General features: G+C 37.7%; 21 protein-coding genes. 7 read left to right on the top strand and 14 right to left on the bottom strand.

The window, feature by feature from the left end; genetic code table 11:
* The 9 genes from WD048_10365 to WD048_10405 all read right to left on the bottom strand — a co-directional run bounded on the left by WD048_10365 (nt 1) and on the right by WD048_10405 (nt 8949).
* The gene (locus tag WD048_10365) at nt 1–489 is read right to left on the bottom strand and encodes a type II toxin-antitoxin system death-on-curing family toxin (protein MEX0812608.1); all 489 of its coding nucleotides are present in this window, start codon (nt 487–489) and stop codon (nt 1–3) included.
* Nucleotides 490–491: 2 nt separating this feature from the next.
* On the bottom strand, nt 492–1577 hold the full coding sequence (locus WD048_10370) for a DNA-binding protein (protein ID MEX0812609.1): 1086 nt from the start codon (nt 1575–1577) through the stop codon (nt 492–494).
* A gap of 171 nt (nt 1578–1748) precedes the next feature.
* Nucleotides 1749–2327, bottom strand: a complete 579-nt coding sequence (locus tag WD048_10375) for a four helix bundle suffix domain-containing protein (protein ID MEX0812610.1) — start codon at nt 2325–2327, stop codon at nt 1749–1751.
* A gap of 88 nt (nt 2328–2415) precedes the next feature.
* A complete protein-coding gene (locus WD048_10380) occupies nt 2416–3258 on the bottom strand; it encodes a DUF3037 domain-containing protein (protein ID MEX0812611.1) in 843 nt (280 codons plus the stop codon).
* Nucleotides 3255–4079, bottom strand: coding sequence for a HipA family kinase (locus tag WD048_10385; GenBank protein ID MEX0812612.1), 825 nt, complete (start codon nt 4077–4079; stop codon nt 3255–3257). The genes WD048_10380 and WD048_10385 overlap by 4 nt, the downstream gene beginning before the upstream one ends.
* Nucleotides 4076–5317 carry a restriction endonuclease subunit S gene (locus WD048_10390; GenBank protein MEX0812613.1) on the bottom strand — a complete coding sequence of 414 codons (1242 nt, stop codon included), beginning with the start codon at nt 5315–5317 and terminating at the stop codon, nt 4076–4078. The genes WD048_10385 and WD048_10390 overlap by 4 nt, the downstream gene beginning before the upstream one ends.
* 19 nt (nt 5318–5336) lie before the next feature.
* Nucleotides 5337–6008: a RhuM family protein gene (gene rhuM, locus WD048_10395; protein MEX0812614.1), complete on the bottom strand. Its 672-nt coding sequence runs from the start codon at nt 6006–6008 to the stop codon at nt 5337–5339.
* 60 nt (nt 6009–6068) lie between these two features.
* Nucleotides 6069–7586, bottom strand: a complete 1518-nt coding sequence (locus tag WD048_10400; GenBank protein MEX0812615.1) for an N-6 DNA methylase — start codon at nt 7584–7586, stop codon at nt 6069–6071.
* A gap of 136 nt (nt 7587–7722) precedes the next feature.
* Complete coding sequence (locus WD048_10405) at nt 7723–8949, bottom strand: ABC transporter permease (GenBank protein MEX0812616.1); 1227 nt, start codon at nt 8947–8949, stop codon at nt 7723–7725.
* Between the two features lie 219 nt (nt 8950–9168).
* On the opposite strand from WD048_10405, the gene WD048_10410 reads away from it, so the two are divergent.
* Nucleotides 9169–11433 (top strand): aconitate hydratase, encoded by a 2265-nt coding sequence (locus tag WD048_10410; GenBank protein ID MEX0812617.1) that lies wholly within the window; start codon nt 9169–9171, stop codon nt 11431–11433.
* Nucleotides 11434–11491: 58 nt separating this feature from the next.
* On the opposite strand, the gene WD048_10415 is transcribed toward WD048_10410, so the two are convergent.
* Nucleotides 11492–12124 (bottom strand): WbqC family protein, encoded by a 633-nt coding sequence (locus WD048_10415; GenBank protein MEX0812618.1) that lies wholly within the window; start codon nt 12122–12124, stop codon nt 11492–11494.
* Between the two features lie 186 nt (nt 12125–12310).
* On the opposite strand from WD048_10415, the gene WD048_10420 reads away from it, so the two are divergent.
* Both WD048_10420 and WD048_10425 read left to right on the top strand, forming a co-directional pair.
* Entirely contained in the window at nt 12311–13762 is a 1452-nt protein-coding gene (locus tag WD048_10420) for a GWxTD domain-containing protein (GenBank protein ID MEX0812619.1), read from the top strand.
* Between the two features lie 50 nt (nt 13763–13812).
* Nucleotides 13813–14871 (top strand): glycosyltransferase family 2 protein, encoded by a 1059-nt coding sequence (locus tag WD048_10425; GenBank protein ID MEX0812620.1) that lies wholly within the window; start codon nt 13813–13815, stop codon nt 14869–14871.
* Between the two features lie 74 nt (nt 14872–14945).
* Here WD048_10425 and WD048_10430 read toward each other — a convergent pair whose 3' ends face one another.
* On the bottom strand, nt 14946–15197 hold the full coding sequence (locus tag WD048_10430) for a type B 50S ribosomal protein L31 (GenBank protein ID MEX0812621.1): 252 nt from the start codon (nt 15195–15197) through the stop codon (nt 14946–14948).
* A gap of 66 nt (nt 15198–15263) precedes the next feature.
* On the bottom strand, nt 15264–15875 hold the full coding sequence (yihA, locus tag WD048_10435; protein MEX0812622.1) for a ribosome biogenesis GTP-binding protein YihA/YsxC: 612 nt from the start codon (nt 15873–15875) through the stop codon (nt 15264–15266).
* A gap of 66 nt (nt 15876–15941) precedes the next feature.
* On the opposite strand from yihA, the gene ubiE reads away from it, so the two are divergent.
* Complete coding sequence (gene ubiE, locus WD048_10440) at nt 15942–16673, top strand: bifunctional demethylmenaquinone methyltransferase/2-methoxy-6-polyprenyl-1,4-benzoquinol methylase UbiE (GenBank protein MEX0812623.1); 732 nt, start codon at nt 15942–15944, stop codon at nt 16671–16673.
* Nucleotides 16622–17347 carry an outer membrane beta-barrel protein gene (locus tag WD048_10445; GenBank protein ID MEX0812624.1) on the top strand — a complete coding sequence of 242 codons (726 nt, stop codon included), beginning with the start codon at nt 16622–16624 and terminating at the stop codon, nt 17345–17347. Before ubiE ends, WD048_10445 begins: the two co-directional genes overlap by 52 nt.
* A 197-nt stretch (nt 17348–17544) precedes the next feature.
* Here WD048_10445 and WD048_10450 read toward each other — a convergent pair whose 3' ends face one another.
* The gene (locus tag WD048_10450) at nt 17545–18975 is read right to left on the bottom strand and encodes a hypothetical protein (protein ID MEX0812625.1); all 1431 of its coding nucleotides are present in this window, start codon (nt 18973–18975) and stop codon (nt 17545–17547) included.
* A 112-nt stretch (nt 18976–19087) separates the two neighbouring features.
* On the opposite strand from WD048_10450, the gene WD048_10455 reads away from it, so the two are divergent.
* Together WD048_10455 and WD048_10460 are read left to right on the top strand one after the other, a co-directional pair.
* Nucleotides 19088–20038 carry a hypothetical protein gene (locus WD048_10455; GenBank protein ID MEX0812626.1) on the top strand — a complete coding sequence of 317 codons (951 nt, stop codon included), beginning with the start codon at nt 19088–19090 and terminating at the stop codon, nt 20036–20038.
* Between the two features lie 35 nt (nt 20039–20073).
* On the top strand, nt 20074–21018 hold the full coding sequence (locus WD048_10460; GenBank protein ID MEX0812627.1) for a hypothetical protein: 945 nt from the start codon (nt 20074–20076) through the stop codon (nt 21016–21018).
* On the opposite strand, the gene WD048_10465 is transcribed toward WD048_10460, so the two are convergent.
* Nucleotides 21009–21992 carry a GSCFA domain-containing protein gene (locus tag WD048_10465; GenBank protein ID MEX0812628.1) on the bottom strand — a complete coding sequence of 328 codons (984 nt, stop codon included), beginning with the start codon at nt 21990–21992 and terminating at the stop codon, nt 21009–21011. The genes WD048_10460 and WD048_10465 overlap by 10 nt on opposite strands.
* Nucleotides 21993–22137: the final 145 nt, after the last annotated feature.

A 22137-nucleotide genomic window follows, 5' to 3' on the forward strand; every position in this document is an offset into this window, starting at 1 on the left:
TTAAAATAGATCTTTGTAGAATTCGACACCAATATTTAATTGCTCTTCATCAGGATTTACCTGGCTCAAAGCATTAATGATTTTAAGCTTTAGCTGCTCATTATAATCTACTTCATTAATTATCGAATATATAACTTCAAATAACAAGTCCTTATCAATGAAATTATCTGCAACTGTAACAGCAATATTTTCCATTTCTATGATGAATTTATCTACAAAAGCATCTAAACCATTAACCTCCAAAAAAAATGCCCCCATAGCGATAGACGTTCTTTTATTCCCATCATTAAAAGCATGGAACTTATTAAATGAAAACACAATGTGATTTAGCTTTTCTTCAAAAGTTGGATAGTAATCATCGTTCTGTATATGGGTTAACGGACTCTCTATATTACCATAATCTTTTATGCCAGCGCGGCCTCCTGATATATCAATGATTTTATCATGAATTCTGATAGCATATTCAGCTGTAAAGTAATTGAAGTCCATGCCTATCTATCTTTTAAGCGTTTAAAAACTTCCTTGTTGTCTTCCAGCCGCTTTTCTAAATCCATGCTACGTTCCCCCAGAAATTTATCATAATCATCAGGACTTACTTCATTAATGTAGTCTTTCAATTTCTCGTGTAAAGCTTCTCTAAAAACCAAATCACGGCTGGCCATTAGGCTTCTTGCTTTTTCCCGCAAAGGAATTAAGGTTGACTCTGTTAAATCTTCATATTTTCTAAACAAAATATGAGCTTCTGATAGAGATATTTTAGTCCCCTTCTCCTCAAATTCATTCTTTAGAAAATTTGCATATCCATTTTCATATCCGGCAATTAAATCGAGAACTTCTGAGTACATTGTACTACGCACACTTTCTTTTGAATTCAATTTTAAAATCTGTCTGTACTCTTTGGCATTCTCTTTAAATATACTTTTGTAAATCTTATCGGTTAATTGTCCATATTTAAATTTATTTTCCACTATGTAATAATCTAAAGCATTGGTAAACTCTTGCCTGTAGTTATATTCACGGATTGCACTTGGCAGAAACTCTTCTTCTCTTTGGTTGATGTATTTTGTTTTACCTCCTATTTTTTTGTTCAAAACATCAATAACTATATCCAGTATAGCTGAGCGTAACTTTTGAGCTTTCTCTGAAGCAGTTAATAGCATCCCCACATTTAAAAATGCTTTGTAAGTAAACACCGATAATTGAGGTGCTTTTAACAAGCTATCTAGTTCACCATCATACAATTGGATGATGTCTCCGACATGCATGTCGGAGACATCCGTCTTTTCCTTGGCGATCCGCAAAAAATCAGCAATACCCTCTTTAAATTGACGAAGTTTGTTTCCAGTATATATTTCATAACCACTTTGCTCCAATTCGGCCTTATTACTTTCTACAATCCGCTCAATGGTTCTTATATCTACTTCAAAATATGAAGCCAACTGCTGACGAGTAAACCGATATTTTCCATCGAATTTAATCCCGTAAAAACCTACTTGTTCATAGACCTCCTGAATGGCAAGGTTATTATTTAGAATATTCTTTCGATCAATACTGGAATTTGTTAAATCTTTACTCATGTTTTAAATTTTTATAACTACTTATAAAACATTTAATTGCAGACTTATTTCTGCAGTAATTAGCTCAGCTATTGTTTCTGCTTCGTTCATTTGTATCTTCTTTTGTTTTGTGGGACTCTTGGGATGCGGGCGACACAGTCGCAGAAGTCCCACTTGTCCCACAAATTGTTTTTACTTTTTCTTCTTTCTTACTTCTATTCTCGCTTTTGTCATTCGTTCACGTAAACCGCCTTCTTTTAGGAAAGCGGCTTCCAATTGCTTTATCTGCTGTTTTAGCAGATAAGTAGTAATTGTTATTAAAGTTATCATAGCATTGGCACAAATCTCTGGATTTTCATGCTCAATGGCTTTTTTAAATGTTTCGTAAGTTGGTTTGGGAGTGCTTTTGTTAAGCTCACGCATGCGGGCTACCAAACGGTGGCCTTTTTCCCAGATGGGCAACTTTTTTGTTCTTAGAAAATCTTCATAATCTATGAGCAGTTCTTCCAAACTGGCACGTGCTACATTGGTGAGTTTGATTTCTGTTGCTTTCGATGTGCCGGAGGCCATGCTGGCTTCTGCTATGTTTTGCTTACCACTGCGTGCTGCCTGCACCATTTGCCCGACCGTGCGGTCGTACTTATGAAAAAAACGATTGGTAAAATATACCGTGCCATCATAGATGATCTCCGCCTTCTGATAACTGAACAGATTGCGATAACCACCATGGATGGGGATAAAACCTTCGGTATTTTTATCTTTATCGCTCATTAATATTCCGCTCTTGTTTCTGCTTTGTTCATTGGATTAATTTCTATTGAGCATTTATTGATTTTCTTGCAGGTTTTAGTAAGCAGAATTAATCTCCTTGATCGTGCCGTTCCATTTGCTTTTTTATTTCTATTGCAAAATTTTCGGCCTGGTCTTCTGTAACCACCTCAACCCCTAAGTTGCTGTCTGTAGATTTAAGATACTCATGGATAAAACCCATTAACTCCTTATGCCTAGGATTTATAGAAGTAAGAAAAGAAATATGCAGTGGTTCGTTTAATTGTTTGAGTGCCTGGATTTTTCCTGCCCATTTATACACCTTCTCTTTAATGCTGTCTTTTTTCTTTAACTCAAAAGACAATGGTTCATAACTGTGCCATATTTCATTTTTCCAGGACTTATCAAATGACAAAATATCATTTGGAACAGAAACTTCATGTGTGCTTAATTTCGACTCTATACCATATTTTTCAAAATATTGTTTGTATTTTTTTTTCCAAACTTCATCATCACTTAATCGTGTTTTATCTTCATTTCCCAAATAATATTTTTCAACTACTTGCGAAAACAAACCTGAAAGAGCAGCATCCAGATCAATATCTAGCCCTAATTTGCATTCGGACATTCTTATGGCATTATTGTCATTATTTAAAACGCCATTGGTTATAGATTCAATCTGGTCTGGCAGACTAAACAATTCTTGAAGCTTAGCTTTATCAGCATTAATTTTTTGTTCTAAATAATTCAAAAGCCTAATAACCCACCGCCCATTTGCTTCAGGAAACATTTGGGTTATTCTATGATATTTGCGAATTGTCTTGCATGCAAGAAACTGATTTTCTTTGCTATATAAAATCACACCAACATTTACAAACTCACCCGTAAAGTGGTCATGCACATATCGTATAAGCTGATATTGATACTTTTTCATGATGCAATTATTTTATTAAGTGAATTAACAAATTCTGATCTATGGTCAAGAGTAAGTTTAAGATAACTTATAACATATTTAATTTTATCCACTTGAAATTCTTTAGGTATTTTAGTGAAAACCTCATTCCAAAAATAGTCATTAAAACAATCCATCTTATCTACTTGTGCTGTAAAATCAATTTGTTCCTCTTTTAATCTTTTGTAGAAAAAGTGCTTTTTATATAATTCTGATTCAGCAGAAGATAAAACCCATGGAGTTTTACTTCTTAAAAAAGGAAGTTGATGTATGAATGAGAACGCCAATTCGTGATCATATACGAATAACTCTTCTCCATTAGTTCCAACATTGGGTTTTTGATGTCCTCTATCAATGTTTTGAATAAACAAATCAAAAGCAAACAATAGTTTAGCTTGCTCTAACATTGTGTCATTAAGCTTAAATCCAATTTGTGGTATTTGAGTAATACCAGAATTGTAACGTGTGCCAAAATTAAACCCTAAGCTTTGACTTGCCGCCTTGTATCCATCTCGCCCCAATAAAGTACTGACAAAATCATCTGAAATATTAACTACTACAGGTTCTGCTGCAGGAAGCCCAATTTCAATTGCCATCCAAGCTCCTAAAAATTCAAATGCCGAACTAACTGGGGTCATTCGGTTGTGTTTTTTGAATTTCACAACAAAGCGATCTCTTTCCCCTGTATCACTATCAACTCCCCATATAGCCATAGGTGCAGTTGTACCCGTTTCAAATAGATCGAATGAATTTAACGCCTCAACTACTGGTAAACGATATTTTTGATAGGTTAGTTTAGTCATGCTTTCAATGATTCTGTAGCCTTTTCAGTTTCCAACCCCGCCTGCCGTAAAGGCAACTCCCCCGCAAACGCCTTTTGCAAAATACTCTTTTTTAGCTCTTCCAAATCATCCATTTTCTTTTGATACACCGCTTCCAACTTTTGTGTTTCGGCTCGCAGAGTATCTAATTGGCGTACGATGGTTTGTTGTTCTTTAAGTGATGGAAATGCAAAATCAAACTCTAAAACTTGATTCATATTTGCTCTCGGCATTCTTGCTCCTGTCCAAGTTGCGTTTATCTTTTTAACTGTTGAACTAGCTATTAACCAATAGAATAGAAACTCTCTAAGTATTTCTTTTTGAACTTTTATGGGGAAAATTTCAGTAGAGCAATGACCTTCAAAGTCGGGTAACAGCACTTTATTTAAATAAGGTCGCAAACGCCCATAAAGAACGTGATGTTCATCAAAATGGAATGTTGAACTTTTTACTTCTTGAGGTTCTAAACTTCCTAAGAATTTTCCTGAATTTGATTCGATGTGTTCTAATCCAACATAAGGCAATCCTTTGTGAATGCTTTGATTCTTATCATATTCAGCAACTTCCCCCAACTTCTTCTCTTTCCATCCATCACTCTGTCCTTGCCTTGAGCGTGTCGAAGGGTCAAACACCCCCTGCAAATAGCTTTCAAAAAGTTCTTTCGCGTTTTTAAGGTTTTGTTCGGCATTGGCTTTTGCCTTGGCAATGGCGGCAAAGCACTCGTCTAAAATAGAAACAATGCGTTGTTGTTCGGGGAGGGCAGGGAGTGGGATTGGAATTGTTTTTAAAATTTTTACTGATGCTACATTTTTTATAGCAGCTCCTACAGTGTTCTTCTGAAGTTCTTTTGTAAATTGCGGACTATCCATCCAAAGTTTGAGATATTCAACATTAAGCTTTCCACTACAAGTAAGTTTAAGTAGAGCCTGATTAATTATGCCTTTCTTAATCCCTGCAGGAACTATAGCTACTTTACCCATTGTTCCTGAGCAGCTCATAATTAAGTCATTCGGTTTAAGTTCAAAGCGTTTCATCTCTTTAAACTTATTTTCATCTACAAAGTATCGTATTTCCGAAAACTGATTATAAATAGCATGTTGTTGCTCATAAACAGCATAACCTGACTTTTTAAAAATGCTTTTTTTCAAGCTACCACCGAAAGGACCTCGAACAAACCCACAGACATCTCCTAATTGCTTTATTTCCCAACCCTGCTTCATACCAATTCCTTTATTTCGTTCATAATACTGCCCACCGATTTTGCTTCCATTTTAGAAAATGTACCTGCACTCCTTTTTTCTTTTTGGCCAAATGGGTCAAAGTACTTTCGTTTATGTAATTATCAATCAGCACAATTCTTTCTTTGGCCGAACGAATAATCTTGGATGCCAACTCATAGGCATCAAACACTTGTCCGTCAAAAAATACACCTTGTGTAGGGATTTGGTGGGTACTGATTTGTAGGCCTATTTGATCTACTTTATTTTTCAAACTTTCTACTTGGTCTTCAAAGCGGTTCATCCGGTTGTTAATGGCATAACCTTTTAATAAATAGTTTTTCAGAACCCGGGTTGCCCAAATACGGAATTGGGTTGCACGAACAGAATTTACTCTATAGCCTACTGATAATACTGCATCAATGCTGTAATACTTTACTCTAATGCTCTGAGTTTTCCCTTTGATTGCCCCGTGTTGAGTGGTATGTTCCAAAATGGAACTAACCACATTTTCGTCAAGTTCGCCCGACTTGAAAATATTGCCTAAATGCTTTGTAATTGCAGGGCGCTGGGTTCCAAACAAGTCGGCTATTTGTTGTTGTGTCAGCCAAATCGTTTCTGATTTTTCATCAATTCTTACCTCAATATGCTCGGCAAGTTCATCCGGGCGGTATAAAATGATTTCGTCTTTCACTTATTCTATTTTCATTTTTTAAACTGTCAAGTAATCCTTGTCTGTTGTTTTTATAAATTACTACTTGCCAATTATCAATTGTAAATTATCCATTATCAAAGCACTTTCTTCATCCAAAGCTTTCATCTCTTCCAAAATTTCCTGCGGTTGGCGAAGTGGATCAGCTTCTGGCGTATTTGGGTTTTTTACGCTCAGGTCAAAGGTGCTTTGGTCAACATCCTTGATGTTTACCTTCCAGGATTTTTCGCTATCCCCCTTCGACAAGCTCAGGGCAAGAAACTCTTCCAAATCCTTTTCATTAAGTGGATTGGTCTTGCCCAAATTACGTCCCGGGTTCAACTGGTAAAACCAAACCTTTTGTGTAGGTTTTCCTTTTTCGAAAAACAGCACTACAGTTTTTACCCCTGCACCGGTAAAGGTCCCACCCGGTAAATCCAAGACAGTATGCAGATTGCAATTTTGCAATAATTCTTTTCGTAAAGCAATGCTCGCATTATCGGTATTGCTCAAAAAGGTATTTTTAATGACCACACCTGCCTTGCCGCCTGCTTTTAAAATTTTGATGAAGTGTTGCAAAAAAAGCGAAGCGGTTTCGCCTGTTTTAATCGGGAAGTTTTGTTGTACTTCGGCACGTTCCTTTCCACCAAAAGGTGGATTGGCCAGCACCACATCATAGCGGTCTTTTTCTTGTATGTCGGCCAGGTTTTCGGCAAGCGTGTTGGTGTGTATGATATTGGGTGCTTCCACACCGTGCAAAATCATGTTCATGATGCCAATGATGTACGCCAATGATTTTTTCTCCTTGCCGTAAAAGGTGCGTTTTTGCAAAGTTTCCCATTCCCTGGTAGAAAGGCCGGACCCTGAGCCTGTCGAAGGGCCGGATTTCAGATAGTCGAATGCTTCGCAAAGAAAGCCCGCAGAACCTGCTGCACCGTCATAAATTTTATCGCCAATTTTTGGTGCCACCACTTTTACAATGGTGGTAATAAGCGGTCGGGGTGTGTAGTATTCACCACCGTTTCGCCCTGCATTGCCCATGTTTTTTATTTTGTCTTCATACAGATGGCTCATTTCGTGCTTCTCTGCATGAGTACGGAAACGCAATTCGTCAATACGGTTGATTACTTCACGTAAGTTGTAGCCACTTTGGATGCGGTTTTTCAGTTCGCTGAAAATCTCGCCAATCTTGTATTCAATCGTGTCGGCATTCTCGGCAGAAAGTTTGAATTTTTTCAGGTAGGGAAACAATTTGCCGTTCACAAAGTCCAAAAGGTCGTCTCCTGTCAGAGCGTTGTGGTCTGGTTCGACAAGCTCACCATCCTTCATTCTCGTTCTTGCATTCGGCCCCTGAGCCTGTCGAAGGGGCATTGCCCAAACACTCCATTGGTATTCCTGGTCAATAATGGGCGTATAGGTTTTTCCTGTGAGTTCGGCAGAAGTGGCACGGTCACGCTCCAAGTCGTCCAAATATTTCAGGAACAATACCCAAGAGGTCTGTTCGACATAATCCAATTCACTTCCACAACCTGCGTCTTTGTGGAGTATGTCATCTATATTTTTAAAAGTCTGTTCAAACATTCGTTTTCTTTATTTCAGTTGTTTATTTTCTAAAGATTCCTAAAGATATAAAATATTAAAACTCATCAAATAGACTTTTAATATACAAGCTGATTAGATTGAAAATTATTTGCTAATTGCGCCAAATTGGGAAACATCACTCATACCTTAGCGCCTCAATAGGATCGAGCTTTGCTGCTTTCAGTGCCGGGTATATTCCTGCCAGCAAACCGATTAAAAAGCAGAAAGCAATGCCCAGGCCAATCCACAGCCAGGGAATGATAAAGCTCCCGCCAATTAACAGTGAAACGGCATTTCCTGCCAATATGCCCAGAACAATGCCCAACAGGCCTCCAATTTGACAAATCACGATGGCTTCTGTCAAAAACTGAAAGCGGATCATTTTATTAGATGCGCCCAATGCTTTGCTCACACCTATTTCACGGGTGCGTTCAGAGACGCTAACCAGCATAATATTCATCAAACCTATGCCAGCTCCAAGTAAGGTAATAAGTCCTATTAAAGTAGCTGCAAGTGATATATACTGCAATTCATCAATTACCGTACTTGCCAGTTTATCGCTTCTATTGATTGCGAAATCATTTTCTTCGCGTGGATGCAAACCACGAACAACCCTGAAAAGACCAATTGCATCACTCACCAATAAATCAAGTGCTTCTGCCTGGGGTGTTAACACATTTATGTCAAATTGAAATTTGCGCTCAGAAAATTTAGACAATGCAGACCGCAGGGGAATTAAAACCATATTGTCGGAGCTTACCATGCTGGAGCCCTTTTCTTCAAGTATTCCTATTACCTGGTATGGAATATTCCCCACATAAAGGCGTACTCCTTCTGCTTTGGTGCGTGAACTGAACAATTGTTTATAGACACCTTGCCCCAGTATAACTACATTTACGCCTTTCTCAATTTCAAATGGCGAAAAATTTCTACCCTCTTGAATATTATAACCCGATGCCGAAAGGTAATTTTCATCAGAACCAATAAGTGTAATATTCGGATTGGTTTTTTCCTGCTCCCACTTAATCGTTGCTATATTGCTCACCCGCGATGAAATACTCACCGCAGCTTTGGATTCAAATTGTCGCTTAAAATTTCGCGCCTCTTCCAGTGTAATATCACGGGTTTGCTCTTGTTTGCTTCCCCTGCTCCTGATTCCTATGCCCTTGTTTTGAATGACAAAAGTATTGGCGCCCAAAAGCGTAAAATTAGAACGCAAAGATGCTTTTATACTGTCAATTGAAGTCAGGATGCCTACTAAGGCCATAATGCCAATGGCAATAATGGAAAATGTGAGTGTAGTTCTCAACTTATTGCCCATTATAGCTTTAAGTGCCAGTAAAACATTCAGCCAAATATTCATCCGCTAATTGCTCTTATTACAAAGTTGCTTTTTTTGATTCGTGATTTTTAAGAAAACTTTTGTAGGGTATTACTCAAGTAATTTCATTCAAACGCTATTTTAATCAGATAACGTGAACAAAGCCTATTTAGAATCATTATTAATTAAGTGCTCAACTTTCAATGCACCCAATATTTAGTAATTTTACTCGATCAAAAATAACCCAAAAAACAAAACATTATGGTTTTCGACTTGGATATGATTAAAGAGGTTTACAAAAAGATTCCCGCACGTGTTAAGCAAGCTAAGGAAGTTGTAGGAAAACCTTTAACACTATCTGAAAAAATTCTTTATTCCCACCTTTGGGAAGGCGCTGCAGAAGAAGCTTTTGAAAGAGCTAAGTCTTATGTCAATTTTGCCCCTGATCGCGTAGCGATGCAAGATGCAACTGCTCAAATGGCTTTGCTTCAGTTTATGCAAGCCGGCAAAAAGAAAGCAGCAGTTCCTTCTACGGTACACTGCGATCACTTGATTCAGGCAAGAATTGGTGCTGATGAAGATTTGCAGGATGCAATGAATAAAAACAATGAGGTTTTTAATTTCCTGGAATCTGTATCAAATAAATACGGTATTGGATTCTGGAAACCCGGTGCAGGTATCATTCACCAGGTGGTTTTGGAAAATTATGCTTTTCCTGGAGGAATGATGATCGGTACTGATTCACACACCGTAAATGCCGGAGGACTTGGAATGGTCGCTATTGGTGTAGGTGGTGCCGATGCAGTAGATGTAATGGCCGGAATGCCCTGGGAATTGAAATTTCCTAAATTGATCGGTGTGAAATTGACCGGAAAATTAAACGGCTGGACTGCTCCAAAGGATGTAATCTTGAAAGTAGCTGGCATTTTGACCGTAAAAGGCGGAACCGGAGCCATTGTGGAATATTTTGGCGAAGGAGCAAAATCCATGAGCTGTACCGGAAAAGGCACCATTTGTAATATGGGTGCTGAAATCGGTGCGACTACTTCAACCTTTGGCTATGACGAATCCATGGAACGATACCTTAAAGCCACCGGAAGAGCGGAAGTTGCTGAATTGGCCAATGGCATAAAAGAACATTTAACAGGAGATCCTGAGGTATATGCCGAGCCTGAAAAATATTTTGATCAGGTGATTGAAATTGACCTTTCAACATTGAGCCCGCATTTAAACGGACCATTTACACCTGATTTGGCTACACCCATTGCTGAAATGAGAGAAAAAGCCAAGAAAAACGATTGGCCAATGGAAGTACAGTGGGGACTGATCGGTTCTTGTACCAACTCTTCCTACGAGGATATGTCAAGAGCTGAATCCATTGCCAAACAGGCGGTTGAGAAAAAATTGAAACCTAAATCCAGTTTTGGAATCAATCCGGGATCTGAACAGGTGCGCTTTACTATTGAAAGAGACGGTATTATCGAAACCTTTGAAAAACTCGGCACCCGGGTTTTTACCAATGCTTGTGGCCCATGTATCGGACAGTGGAATCGTGCGGGTTCTGAAAAAGGAGAGAAAAATACCATTGTGCATTCATTCAATAGAAACTTTGCCAAAAGAGCAGATGGAAATCCAAACACACATGCATTTGTAACTTCCCCAGAAATGGTTGCCGCTATTGCAATTTCAGGAGATTTGGGCTTCAATCCCATTACCGATACCTTGACCAATGAAGATGGGGAAGAAGTGAAATTGGATCCACCCACAGGCTTTGAATTGCCCGAAAAAGGTTTTGATGTAGAAGATTCCGGTTATCAGGAACCTGCAAAAGACGGAAGCGCTGTGGATATTGTGGTAAAACCTGACAGCAAGCGTTTGCAATTGCTTACTCCATTTGAACCCTGGGATGGCAAAAATTTGACCGGTATAAAATTGCTGATAAAAGCAAAAGGCAAATGTACGACCGACCATATTTCAATGGCCGGTCCTTGGTTGCGCTACAGAGGACATTTGGATAATATTTCTGACAATACCCTGACTGGTGCAGTAAATGCATTCAATGATGAAACTGACAAAGTAAAAAGTCAACTGACCGGTGAATACGATTCTGTCCCCAATACACAGAGAAAATACAAGGAATCAGGCGTACCTACCATTGTTGTGGGAGATCACAATTATGGAGAGGGTTCTTCAAGGGAACACGCTGCTATGCAGCCACGCCACCTTGGAGTTAAAGCTGTTTTGGTGAAATCATTTGCCAGAATTCATGAAACCAATCTTAAAAAACAAGGCTTGTTGGGACTTACATTTGACAATGAGGCAGATTATGATAAAATTCAGGAAGATGATACATTCAACTTCTTGGATTTGGATCAGTTTGAAACCGGCAAACCAATTAATATTGAAGTGGTGCATGCCGATGGTTCTAAAGACTTGATTAAAACCAATCATACCTACAATGAACAACAAATTGGCTGGTACAGGGCTGGTAGTGCTTTGAATTTAATCAGAGAACTGAATAAATAAGGGAATAGACCCTCGTCAATCTTAAAGGCTGTTCAATTTCGGACAGCCATTTTTAATATCAATCAGAATTTAACAAAATACTTTCTGCATTCGGCCCTTCATTAAAAAGCAGATCAAGAATACTGAGATTGCTTTGAAAACTGTGCCGATCGCTGAAAACCTGTAAATACGGTTTGGAACTCAACACTTCACTTGATTTGTCCTTTTCGGGATTCGGGTGAATGCATGAGCGCCAGTCCTCTATTCCGGGAACTGTTTTCTCAAAATTATTTGTCAATGAAAAATCTACTTCTGTTTTCAACAGTTTGAGCGTGGTTTCCAAAAGTGACAGATTAAAATCAAAAAGCGATTGATGTTGGGTATCGTAAAACTTTTCAAAATAAGGACTGTAATGCTCAAAATAAGGAGAACGCCCATAAGCCGCGCGGATGGAATTCCAGTGATTGCGTTGCCAATCCTGCGTATAGTCGATTTTAGTTTGGCGATAAGCTTGTGAGTGGCTTCTGCCCCCCTTAACCGGAATACTTAAAATTTGTCTTCCGTTTGGCCCCAGTATCTCACAGCGATTTCTGTATGTGGCTTTCACAAAAGATTCACATGCCTCGATAAACACTTTGTTGTATTTTAAAAGCAGGCTGTAATAAGCAATGGGAGCCAGATAATCCAACTCAATAAGCAGCGTTTTTTGCATTTTACAAAGTTAATCAATGCTAATGCATAAGGATAATAAACTATAGCACTGAAAATCAGGTTTATTGAATTCAGTTCCACAAATTGAAGAAATTAGAATAACCTGAGTTCGGAAATTATTTATTACTCAGAACTCTTAAATAATTATCGAACTTAGCTTAGTAACTTTACACTCAGTATGATAATTATGAAAAAGACATTGCTGCTTTTTACTTTAGTGTTTTTCATCTTTCTTTTTCCCAAAAAACTGAAAGCCATAGAAGTAATTGTAGAAAACAAAAACTTTTGGGCACCCGGTAAAGGTACATATGTAGAAACCGGATTGATGATCCTCGGTGGCAAACTCAAATACCTGGAAAACGAATCGGGTAAACTATCTGCTGCAGTGGATGTACTACTGCTGTTTAAAAACGAAGAAGGCATTGTAGCCTTTGATAAATACAGGCTCAACAGGGAAATTATAGATAGCTCAGAAATTAATGTGCTGGCACTGATCGACCGAAAAAGATTTGCATTGGATGAAGGTGTTTACAGTTTTCAATTGCTGGTTAAAGACGCCAATAATCCATCCGATACTGCATTAATAAGTGAAATGCATACGGTTGATATTGACCCCGTCATACCAAATTTTTCGGATATTCAATTGATAGAAGATCATGAAAAAAGCAGTGAAGACAATTCTGTTTTTGTGAAAAATGGTTTGTTTATGCTGCCCCAGATCGTTCAGTATTATCCAAAAACGATCACTAGAATGTCCTTTTATGCAGAGCTTTATCACAGCGAAAAGTATGTTGGTGAAGACGCATTACTGATCACCTATAATGTCAGGCGCGCAAAAAATAAAGAAATTGTAGCGGATCTCAACGGTTACAAAAAAGTGCAATCTGCAGAAGTAGTACCTTTTTTGGCAGGATTTAATATCAGCGATTTGCCAACAGGCAATTATATTTTAAGGCTTGAAGCCCGAAACAAAGAAAATGAACTAATTTGCAGAAAAGAACTCAATTTCCAGCGAGACAATCCGCTTACAAACAAGCCACCGACTGATCTTGTTGCAGATAAAACTTTTGTGGAAGGTTTTGATTTACCCAGCATTCGCTATCAATTGCGCTCATTTATTCCAATAGCAGATGCAGCAGAAGCCAAGGAGATCAATACCCTTGTGAAAAAAGGAGAATTAGAGGCATTAAAACAGTTTTTCCTGAAATTTTGGGTTACACGAGATCCTGTTGACCCTTACCTTGCATGGTATGAATACACTGAAAAAGTCAAAAAAGTAAATGACAGTTATTCAACCAATCTGCTTTATGGTTTTGAAACTGATCGGGGCAGGGTTTATTTGCAATACGGAGCCCCCAATCAATTGCTGGAAGCTCCGCGTCAGGCAGGGTCAAATCCTTATGAAATATGGCATTATTATGATAATATTGGCAGACAAACCAATGTTAAATTTGTATTTCTCAACAGAGACTTGATAAGTAATAACTACGAATTAATTCACTCCACTGCCCTGGGAGAAATCAAAAATGAACAGTGGCGCACACTCGTTCAAAGTAAAGGTTTTAACAGCCCTGTAGAAACCCAGCAGCGCAGTAATGACTTCTATGGAAATCAAATCAACGACTTTTTCGACCAATAAGCATGAAGCCATAGCAGTGAAAGCCTTAAATTTGCCTTTCAAATTTATATATGTCTTCCCAAAAGCCATTTGTTGCCATTGTAATTCTCAGTTGGAATGGTAGAAATTATTTAAAAGAGTATTTGCCTTCCGTACTTAAAACGGAATATTCCAATTATGGCGTTTATGTGGCTGATAATGATTCTACTGATGGAACAACTGAATGGTTGCCTAAAGCATTTCCTGAAGTCAAATTGATTCAAACAGGATACAATGCAGGGTTTGCAGAAGGTTACAATATTGCCTTGAAAAAAATTGAAGCAGATTATTATGTGCTGCTCAATCAGGATGTCGCTGTGGATTCTCGATGGCTGGATACTCTGGTGCAAAAGGCAGAAAGCGATAATAAAATAGCAGCCTGTCAACCTAAAATTCTGGCATATAAAAAGCAGAGTCATTTTGAATATGCCGGGGCTGCCGGTGGATTTATAGATCGCTGGGGCTATCCGTTTTGTCGTGGAAGAATTTTCGACTACAATGAAGCGGACATTGGGCAATACAATTCAGAAACAGAAATAGCCTGGGGAAGTGGTGCCTGTCTTTTCATTCGCGCAAATATATATCATGAATTGGGCGGTTTAGACAAAGATTTCTTTGCACATATGGAAGAAATTGATCTTTGCTGGCGCGTAAAAAATGCAGGGTATAGGCTTTACTGTTGTCCAGACTCTGTTGTCTATCACCTTGGGGGCGGCAGCTTGAATTATGGCAATCCGAGAAAAACCTTTCTGAATTTCAGAAACAACTTGCGGATGATTGCAAAAAATGCACCTAAGCAAAACTGGAAATCAACGCTTGTAATCCGCTTGTTTTTAGATCAGCTCTCTGCTTTCAATTATTTAATAAGCGGCCACTTGGGAGATTTCAAGGCTGTTTGGAAAGCACATTACTCCTTTCTGAGTGAATTGAGAAAATGGATTCAGCGCAGACAGGAAATTTGGCAAATGCTTTCTGAGCAGGGAAACAAAAAACCCAACAAAGCAGGATTTTATAAAAAGAGTATTGTCTTTCAGTATTTTGCAATGAAAAAAAAGAAGTTCAGCGATTTGCAAAAAGATGATTTTTACTAAGAAAGCATTTCCCGGAAAGCAAAAAAGCCATCCCTAAGTAGAAATGGCCTTTGCGTATAATAATTAGAATGCGACTATTTGCGCTTTCCGTATTTCTTGAAGAATTTATCTACACGACCGGCTGAGTCAACAAATTTCATTTTACCGGTATAGAAAGGGTGCGACTGATTTGAAATTTCCAGCTTTACAAGTGGATATTCTTTGCCATCTTCCCATTCAATAGTGTCTTTGGTTTGAGCGGCAGAGCGCGTCAAAAAAGAATGATCTACTGAAAAATCTTTAAATACTACAAAGCGGTATTCTTCTGGATGTATGTCTTTTCTCATAATCTTGGCTTTTCAAAAATTGGAATGCAAATATAAGGGAAAATCAGCGTAAAAAATACAAAGAAGTCAATTTTCTTCAGGCACTATTTCTTGAAGCAAGGAATGAATATAATTGAGTATTTCTTCACGCCCTTGTTTTTTGTTGGCAGAGGTGATAAATATTTCAGGCAAATCTTCCCAGGTCTCCAACATTGTTTTTTTAAAAGTCTTTATATTTTGACTCAGCTCTCGAGGTTTAGGCTTATCGGCTTTAGTAAAAACCAATACAAAAGGCACATGATTGGCACCCATCCAGTTGATGAATTCCAGATCGTTTTTTTGGGGTTTCAAGCGGCTGTCTATCAGGTAAAAAACCACTTGCAGGGTTTTTCTCTGTGTCAAATAGCTGTTGATCATTTTTTCCCAATCTGCACGCTGCGATTTTGAAACTTTGGCATAACCAATACCCGGTAAATCAATCAGATACCAATTCTCGTTAATGAGAAAATAATTGATCAGTCGTGTTTTACCTGGGGTTTGAGAAACTTTGGCCAATTTATTCCTTTCGCACAACATATTGATTAGCGAGGATTTGCCTACATTTGACCGGCCAAGGAATGCAAATTCGGGGCGCTGGTCTTTAGGGCATTGAGATAATTTAGTATGGCCGGCAATGTAATTGGTGCTTTTAATAAACATCTTTAATTTCGCAGTGTTTCTTCAAAGATACAATCTTACAAGCTACATAGCACAAATCTAATCCTGTTGGAAAATCACGACAAAGTTACCCCTTATCAAAACACAACAACTAAAAAGCAACAGGTCGAGCAAATGTTCGATAATATTGCGCCTAATTATGATTTCCTGAATCACTTGCTGTCACTTGGTATTGATAAGTTGTGGCGCAAAAAAGCAGTAAAAATTATTGGCAAAACTGATCCTGAATCAATTTTGGATATAGCTACGGGTACCGGTGATTTTGCCCTGGAACTTGTTAAGTTAAAGCCCAAGAAAATTGTGGGGCTTGACCTGTCAGAACAAATGCTGAGTTTTGGAAGAGTGAAAGTGAAAAATAAGGGACTGCAAAATTTAATTGAAATGGTGCAGGGAGATTCTGAAAAGCTGCCCTACAGCGACAATAGTTTTGATGCTGTGAGCGTTGGTTTTGGCGTACGCAATTTTGAAAATCTTGAGAAGGGATTGTCAGAAATATACAGGGTATTAAAACCGGGGGGTATTCTGGCTGTTTTGGAATTCTCCAAGCCAAAGGTTTTTCCGGTCAAACAAATATTCTATTTTTATTTTCATTTTATATTACCCATTATAGGTAAATTATTTTCAAAAGATCAAAGGGCATATACTTATTTGCCTGAATCTGTAGAGGCATTTCCGGAAGGGAAGGCATTTGTAGGAATTTTAGAAAAGCAGGGTTTTAAATCTATTGAATGTACCAGTCTTACTTTTGGCATTTCATCAATCTATTCAGGCAGAAAGTAGTTCTGCTTTTATTTGTTGCATTATTGGGTTTGTCGGGCACTGCATCTGCACAGCTCAATTACCTCGAATATGTCAATAAAAAACTCTATTTCGGAATTACTATGGGAGTGAATATTTCCACCTATAAATATTCCCCTTCTGAAGCATTTACATATAATGACACCATTCTTAATATTGGAGCTAAAAGAGGCCCGGGTTTTAACCTGGGAATTATTACAAATTTAAAACTGGGAAAGCATTTTGACCTGCGATTCGTTCCTGCCCTTTCATTTGCTGATAAATCTCTTGAATTTACACTCTATAATGATTCTATAGTTTCAAAAAACATAGAATCCATCAATATCAATTTTCCTATAAGCCTTCGCTTAAAATCAAAGCCAATCAATGATATGCGCATCTATGTGTTGGCCGGATTGAAGTATAACCTGGATCTTGCTTCTAATGCTAAAGCCCGATTGGCTGAAGACCAGATAAAAATTGGCCGTCATGATTTTTCTTATGAATATGGCATAGGAGTACAGTTTTTCTTTCCGCTTTTTATATTTTCTCCTGAAATAAAAATTTCCAACGGTCTCTATAATGTACATGCTGTAAACAACAACTTGATTTATTCAGGTGTCCTGGATAAGTTGCAAACACGCACTATATTGATTTCTTTCCATTTTGAGGGATAAAAAAAGGAAGCACAACCTAGCACTTCCCTTTCGACAACAGTATGTCTTGATCAAATTTGCCTAACAAACAATGTCATTATACAGCATTTGTGTTTTTTGATGATTGGAAACCATTTAGTCAGTTTTCCTTTATAATTTGATCTTTGTCAAAGTTAACATAGCAATCAGATTGTTATCATCCCAAAATGCTGTAATTGTTACTCCTCGTCAGGCCAGTTTTTCAGGTCAATCTCATTTTTCATTTTTTTCAGCAACTGACCAATAAAAGCAAATTCGGAACTTTGCCACTGCTTGTAGAACAGCTTATGTTTTTCATTAGGGATTTTGTGGTCGAATTTATACTTGCTGAATGCTGTGATTAAACGGTGGAATCCCATAAAAAAATCGCCTTCGGCACCACATTTTTTATATTGGTGAAACTTGATGTTCTTAGCCGTTAATTGCTCAGAAACAACAAAATCATCAATTAAAAAGAAATAAGCATTTTCAAAAATACGAATCATGGACTCTAAGTAATAAAAGTTGGTTTTTACACAAAGCTGCTGAGCTTTTTGGATGCATTTGTAAGCTGTCTCATAATTTTCTTCTAATAAATAAACCAAGCCTAAAATAGATAGTGCGCCAAAGTTTTTTCCATTGTATTTATAGGGCTTTTGCTTGTCGAATCGATAATAAAAATAAATCAATTCCCCAGCCTTAGCATATTTGCCCATTGCTATATGCAGTTGTATGAAAATATCTACATAAAAAATAGCCCCTTTCATCCATTCGGGATATTGAGTGAAAATTTTTTCAAAGTACTTGTAAGCAAGTTCAAAATCTGATTGATCGTAATAGGTCAATGCTAAATTTAATGTCGGATTGATCTTGAAATATTCAGGAAAACAATGAGAATTTTTATCATACACTTCAATTACTTTGTACAATAACGCTTGTTTCTTTTCCCTCCTTACGCCTGAGTTTTCATAATAATGCACCTTGAAATAATAAAACCAGAAATGGGCCAAAGGGTCTACAACTGAAAGTAATTGCTGCTCGAAATAATTTAGTTTTTGATCAATGTCTTTTAAGAAATCAATGCGTTTTTGATCTGTAACTGCATATTTTCTTGAAATGTAGCTAACCTTGTTGTAGTACTCCTGCAGTTCAATTATCACATGCTTGTATTCAGCCTGCTCTTTCCCGTATTGCGTGTACTTTTTGCGAAGTTCTTTCAAAAAATTGGCATCATAAATTTCAAGATTGGCATTTAGAAAAAGTTCTACAGCATTAAAAAACAAGTGTTCAAGACCATTTTTATCACTGGATTCTAAAAGCTTTTTTTCTAATTTAAACAACTCGTGTTTTACTTGGTTGTGCAAATATCTTCTTGATAAAAAATGTAATAATTTCACCTCGCCCTCAGGAACAAGTTTATCATATGCCTTTTGCAATAATTTGGAGTGAACTTTCCTGAAATGTGCTTCGCTTATATCTAAAGAATTTGCTGCTTCTGGAACTGAAAAAGAAGTGTCTTGAGATTTTACATATTCAAATACTTTAGCTTCTACACCTCGCAAGTGTAGGCTTTTTAATTTTTCCAGTTCTTCAGAATATAGGGCATGGAGCAATTCCTGTAGGTAAATCATAAAATTCAAAATCTTTTTGATTCAGACAACAATAATACAATAGCCCGAATTATTATTCATAAAAGCCCAAAAATTAGCAAAGGAATTATTTCTTTGTGTCTCCGTTATTCTCATGATGCAAAAAAAGTGGTTTTTTCTGATTTTTCTGATTTTAGCCGGGCTCAATACCTGGGCATCAGAAGTATTTACTTTTCGCGATAGTTCTGGTACACCTTTGCTGCATGTTTCTGATGCGCTTATTAAAAATGAAAAGGGGCGAATTTTATACAATATCCAGGGCAATATAATTTTTAGCGGAACCGGTGAAAAGCGCAAGGATATTCTGCTGATGCTCAAATCAGAAAATATTTTCAGCAAAAAAAGTGGTGAAGTCCTCGGCCAAAAAAAAGGCCAGGTAATTTATTTTACCTATGGAGGAGGTTATTATATCCGGCCATCGGAGCAAAGCACAGAAACTTTATTGCTGGCCTACTGGCAAAAAAACAAAGCAGGGGGATTTAGTTTATACCACGGAAAAAACGATTCACTTTTAGCTTTTTATCCCGACCAAAACGCTAAAGATGTTTTACTGACTGCACTTTTTCATTATTTCCAAACTTCGAATGCTATGTCCGAAACACTTGTGGCAGCCTATGAACCTCCTGATAAAACAGTGCCTGATGTGACAAATACTTCCGGCACTATAAGAAGAATGTGGGGCGGTGGCAATCAGGAGTTTGAATGGGATGGCTATGTTCTCAGACGCAGATGGGGCAATAACCCCATGCAGGAATGGACCTATGATGGCCTTATTCTAAGGCGGGTATGGAGCAGCAGCGGCAATGAAGAATTTATTTGGGAAAACAATATTTTGCGCAGACGCTGGTACACTTCCAAAGATGAATTTGTGTGGAATGGTAGAACCATTAGAAGGCGCTATGGCCCGGAGCAGGAAGAATATATTATCCAGGGAACAGTGGTTAAAAGCATGTGGACAGAAAGTGATGCCAACCAGTGGGCAATTGATGGTGAAATACCTGTACCTGTTATTGCTATGGTTATTTATGGCCTGGTAAATCGTTGAAACCGGACACTTCGCTGACTAAACTCAATCGGATTATGGGAAAATATTGGTTTCTGCTCATTTTTTTGATCCTTGCAAAATTTGAAGTTTCCGCAATTGATGATTTTGTTTTTCGAGACAGCTCTGGCACCCCTTTGCTACATGTATCCAGCACCAATACAGTTGTTAAAAATAATTCCGGGCGAATATTGTATAGCTTCAAACAAAATGAAGTTTTCAAAGGAATAGAAGCTAAACGAAGGTTCATATTGCTAAGAATTCAAGGGGAAGATATTTTTGCTGAGCAATGGTCGGAAATAAACAGCAGAAACAAAAGAGAAAAGCTTTATTACACTTATGATGGCGGGTATTATTTTCAGCCGATAGAGGCTACAAAAGAAGTCCTGCTATTGGCCTACTGGCGAAAAAACAATTTGGGCGGCTACAGCTTGTTCCACGGACAAAACGATACATTATTGGCCTATTACGAAGATGGGAATGCCAATTCAATAGTGCTTTCAACGCTTTTTCACCACTTGCAGCTCAGGCATTCAATGAAAGATTCCCTTACCAGGGATTTTTTAAAATATCCCGATAATGTGCCTGATGTAAACAATACATCAGGTTCTATTTGGAGCATGAGCGATATAAATATTGAATACATATGGGATGGATATACACTAATACCTCAATGGAAAGATCCCGGTAAAATCTACACTTTTGATGGGTATCTTTTCAAATGGGGAGACGATGAAAAAGTAACAAGTGGTTATGTGTGGGAAAACAATATTTTAAAATGGCGCTGGGGCAATTCCCTGAATGAATTTATTTGGAATGGAAAAACCATTAAAAGGCTTCATGGGCCTAACCCGGAAGAATTCAGAATTAGCAAAAACAAAGTAGAAGCTATAGACAATAGATACAAAGACAAATGGGTAATAGAAGGTGAAATTCCCGTGCCGGTCATTGCTATGGTAATATACATACTGGCTTATCGCTGAAGCAATTTTTCCGATTCTTTTTCAAAATCAAGTTCCGGAATTTTTTCCTTCAATTGATCTATCTTTTGCAGCAACTTTTTTGCAAATGCCTTTTCTGATTCGGGCAAGGAATGCAGCGGGCGATGTGCTATGCCTTTTTGAATGGCATCAATTTCTTTTAGCAATGACTTGCTCTTTTCCGAAATAAAAGCTTTGACCCATTTTTCCCAAATATAATTGATAGCTGAATCGTTGGGGTGCAACATATCAGAAGCATAAAAACGATAATCCCTGAGGTCATCCATCAGCAACTCATAGGCGGGAAAATAATACACTTCATCATGTGCCTGTACCAACTGATCACAGGCCAACAACAAATGCGCTTTGCTGAGCTGGTTTTGATGAAAGCCATCTTTTAAATGCCTGACCGGACTTACGCTTAATAATATTTTCAGCTTAGGATTAAAAGCCTCTAAATCCTGAATAAGTATATTTAATTCAGCAAAGCTTCTTTCGTGTGAGATGAGTATTCGCTCGAATTCACGTGCAGAAATTTTATGACAATTGGCTACAGCAAAGGCTTCTTTTTTATAAAAATAAGTATAACTGCTTCCAAATGTGAGGATCAAAAGTTTTGCTGATTTTAAACTTTGTTTCAAGTTTTTTTCACTTTCCGAAATACGTTTTAACAATTCGTTTTTATCAGGAGCAGAAAAACTCCCGTGATGTATAAAGCTGTGCCAAAGTCCGTTTTGCTGAACCAGGTATCTCTCATCAAAACTAACACCAGCTATGGTATTTCTTAAATTATGGGCAATTACCAAAGGGCTGTAAATTACACCATAGGGGCGGGCACAAACTTTAAATTTATAATACTGCAACTTGCTGCTCAAATGGTCGGCAAAGCAGGAACCCACGGAAACAATGCCATCGCTGTGTGCAAGTTTATGCGGAAAATCCTTAGGATCTAATTCTGTTCTGAAGCTTGAGTGCATCAATATTTTAGTACTAATTTAAGCAATGTATGTCGGATATCAAGAATACATGACAAATTGTGCCCTTACATAAAAAATCTGTGGATAAAAGCAGCACAGCAAAATATTTGCCTATTGGCAAACAAATTTAGCAATCTGTAGGTTG

Source organism: Chitinophagales bacterium (genome assembly GCA_040877935.1).
Classification (GTDB): domain Bacteria; phylum Bacteroidota; class Bacteroidia; order Chitinophagales; family CAIOSU01; genus JBBDNB01.

Excerpts from the sequence above, each read along its gene's own strand:
- WD048_10365 (MEX0812608.1), bottom strand. The coding sequence starts at position 489 with ATGGACTTCAATTACTTTACAGCTGAATATGCTATCAGAATTCATGAT.
- WD048_10370 (MEX0812609.1), bottom strand. The coding sequence starts at position 1,577 with ATGAGTAAAGATTTAACAAATTCCAGTATTGATCGAAAGAATATTCTA.
- WD048_10375 (MEX0812610.1), bottom strand. The coding sequence starts at position 2,327 with ATGAGCGATAAAGATAAAAATACCGAAGGTTTTATCCCCATCCATGGT.
- WD048_10380 (MEX0812611.1), bottom strand. The coding sequence starts at position 3,258 with ATGAAAAAGTATCAATATCAGCTTATACGATATGTGCATGACCACTTT.
- WD048_10385 (MEX0812612.1), bottom strand. The coding sequence starts at position 4,079 with ATGACTAAACTAACCTATCAAAAATATCGTTTACCAGTAGTTGAGGCG.
- WD048_10390 (MEX0812613.1), bottom strand. The coding sequence starts at position 5,317 with ATGAAGCAGGGTTGGGAAATAAAGCAATTAGGAGATGTCTGTGGGTTT.
- WD048_10400 (MEX0812615.1), bottom strand. The coding sequence starts at position 7,586 with ATGTTTGAACAGACTTTTAAAAATATAGATGACATACTCCACAAAGAC.
- WD048_10405 (MEX0812616.1), bottom strand. The coding sequence starts at position 8,949 with ATGAATATTTGGCTGAATGTTTTACTGGCACTTAAAGCTATAATGGGC.
- WD048_10410 (MEX0812617.1), top strand. The coding sequence starts at position 9,169 with ATGGTTTTCGACTTGGATATGATTAAAGAGGTTTACAAAAAGATTCCC.
- WD048_10415 (MEX0812618.1), bottom strand. The coding sequence starts at position 12,124 with ATGCAAAAAACGCTGCTTATTGAGTTGGATTATCTGGCTCCCATTGCT.
- WD048_10420 (MEX0812619.1), top strand. The coding sequence starts at position 12,311 with ATGAAAAAGACATTGCTGCTTTTTACTTTAGTGTTTTTCATCTTTCTT.
- WD048_10425 (MEX0812620.1), top strand. The coding sequence starts at position 13,813 with ATGTCTTCCCAAAAGCCATTTGTTGCCATTGTAATTCTCAGTTGGAAT.
- WD048_10430 (MEX0812621.1), bottom strand. The coding sequence starts at position 15,197 with ATGAGAAAAGACATACATCCAGAAGAATACCGCTTTGTAGTATTTAAA.
- yihA (MEX0812622.1), bottom strand. The coding sequence starts at position 15,875 with ATGTTTATTAAAAGCACCAATTACATTGCCGGCCATACTAAATTATCT.
- WD048_10445 (MEX0812624.1), top strand. The coding sequence starts at position 16,622 with ATGTACCAGTCTTACTTTTGGCATTTCATCAATCTATTCAGGCAGAAA.
- WD048_10450 (MEX0812625.1), bottom strand. The coding sequence starts at position 18,975 with ATGATTTACCTACAGGAATTGCTCCATGCCCTATATTCTGAAGAACTG.
- WD048_10455 (MEX0812626.1), top strand. The coding sequence starts at position 19,088 with ATGATGCAAAAAAAGTGGTTTTTTCTGATTTTTCTGATTTTAGCCGGG.
- WD048_10460 (MEX0812627.1), top strand. The coding sequence starts at position 20,074 with ATGGGAAAATATTGGTTTCTGCTCATTTTTTTGATCCTTGCAAAATTT.
- WD048_10465 (MEX0812628.1), bottom strand. The coding sequence starts at position 21,992 with ATGCACTCAAGCTTCAGAACAGAATTAGATCCTAAGGATTTTCCGCAT.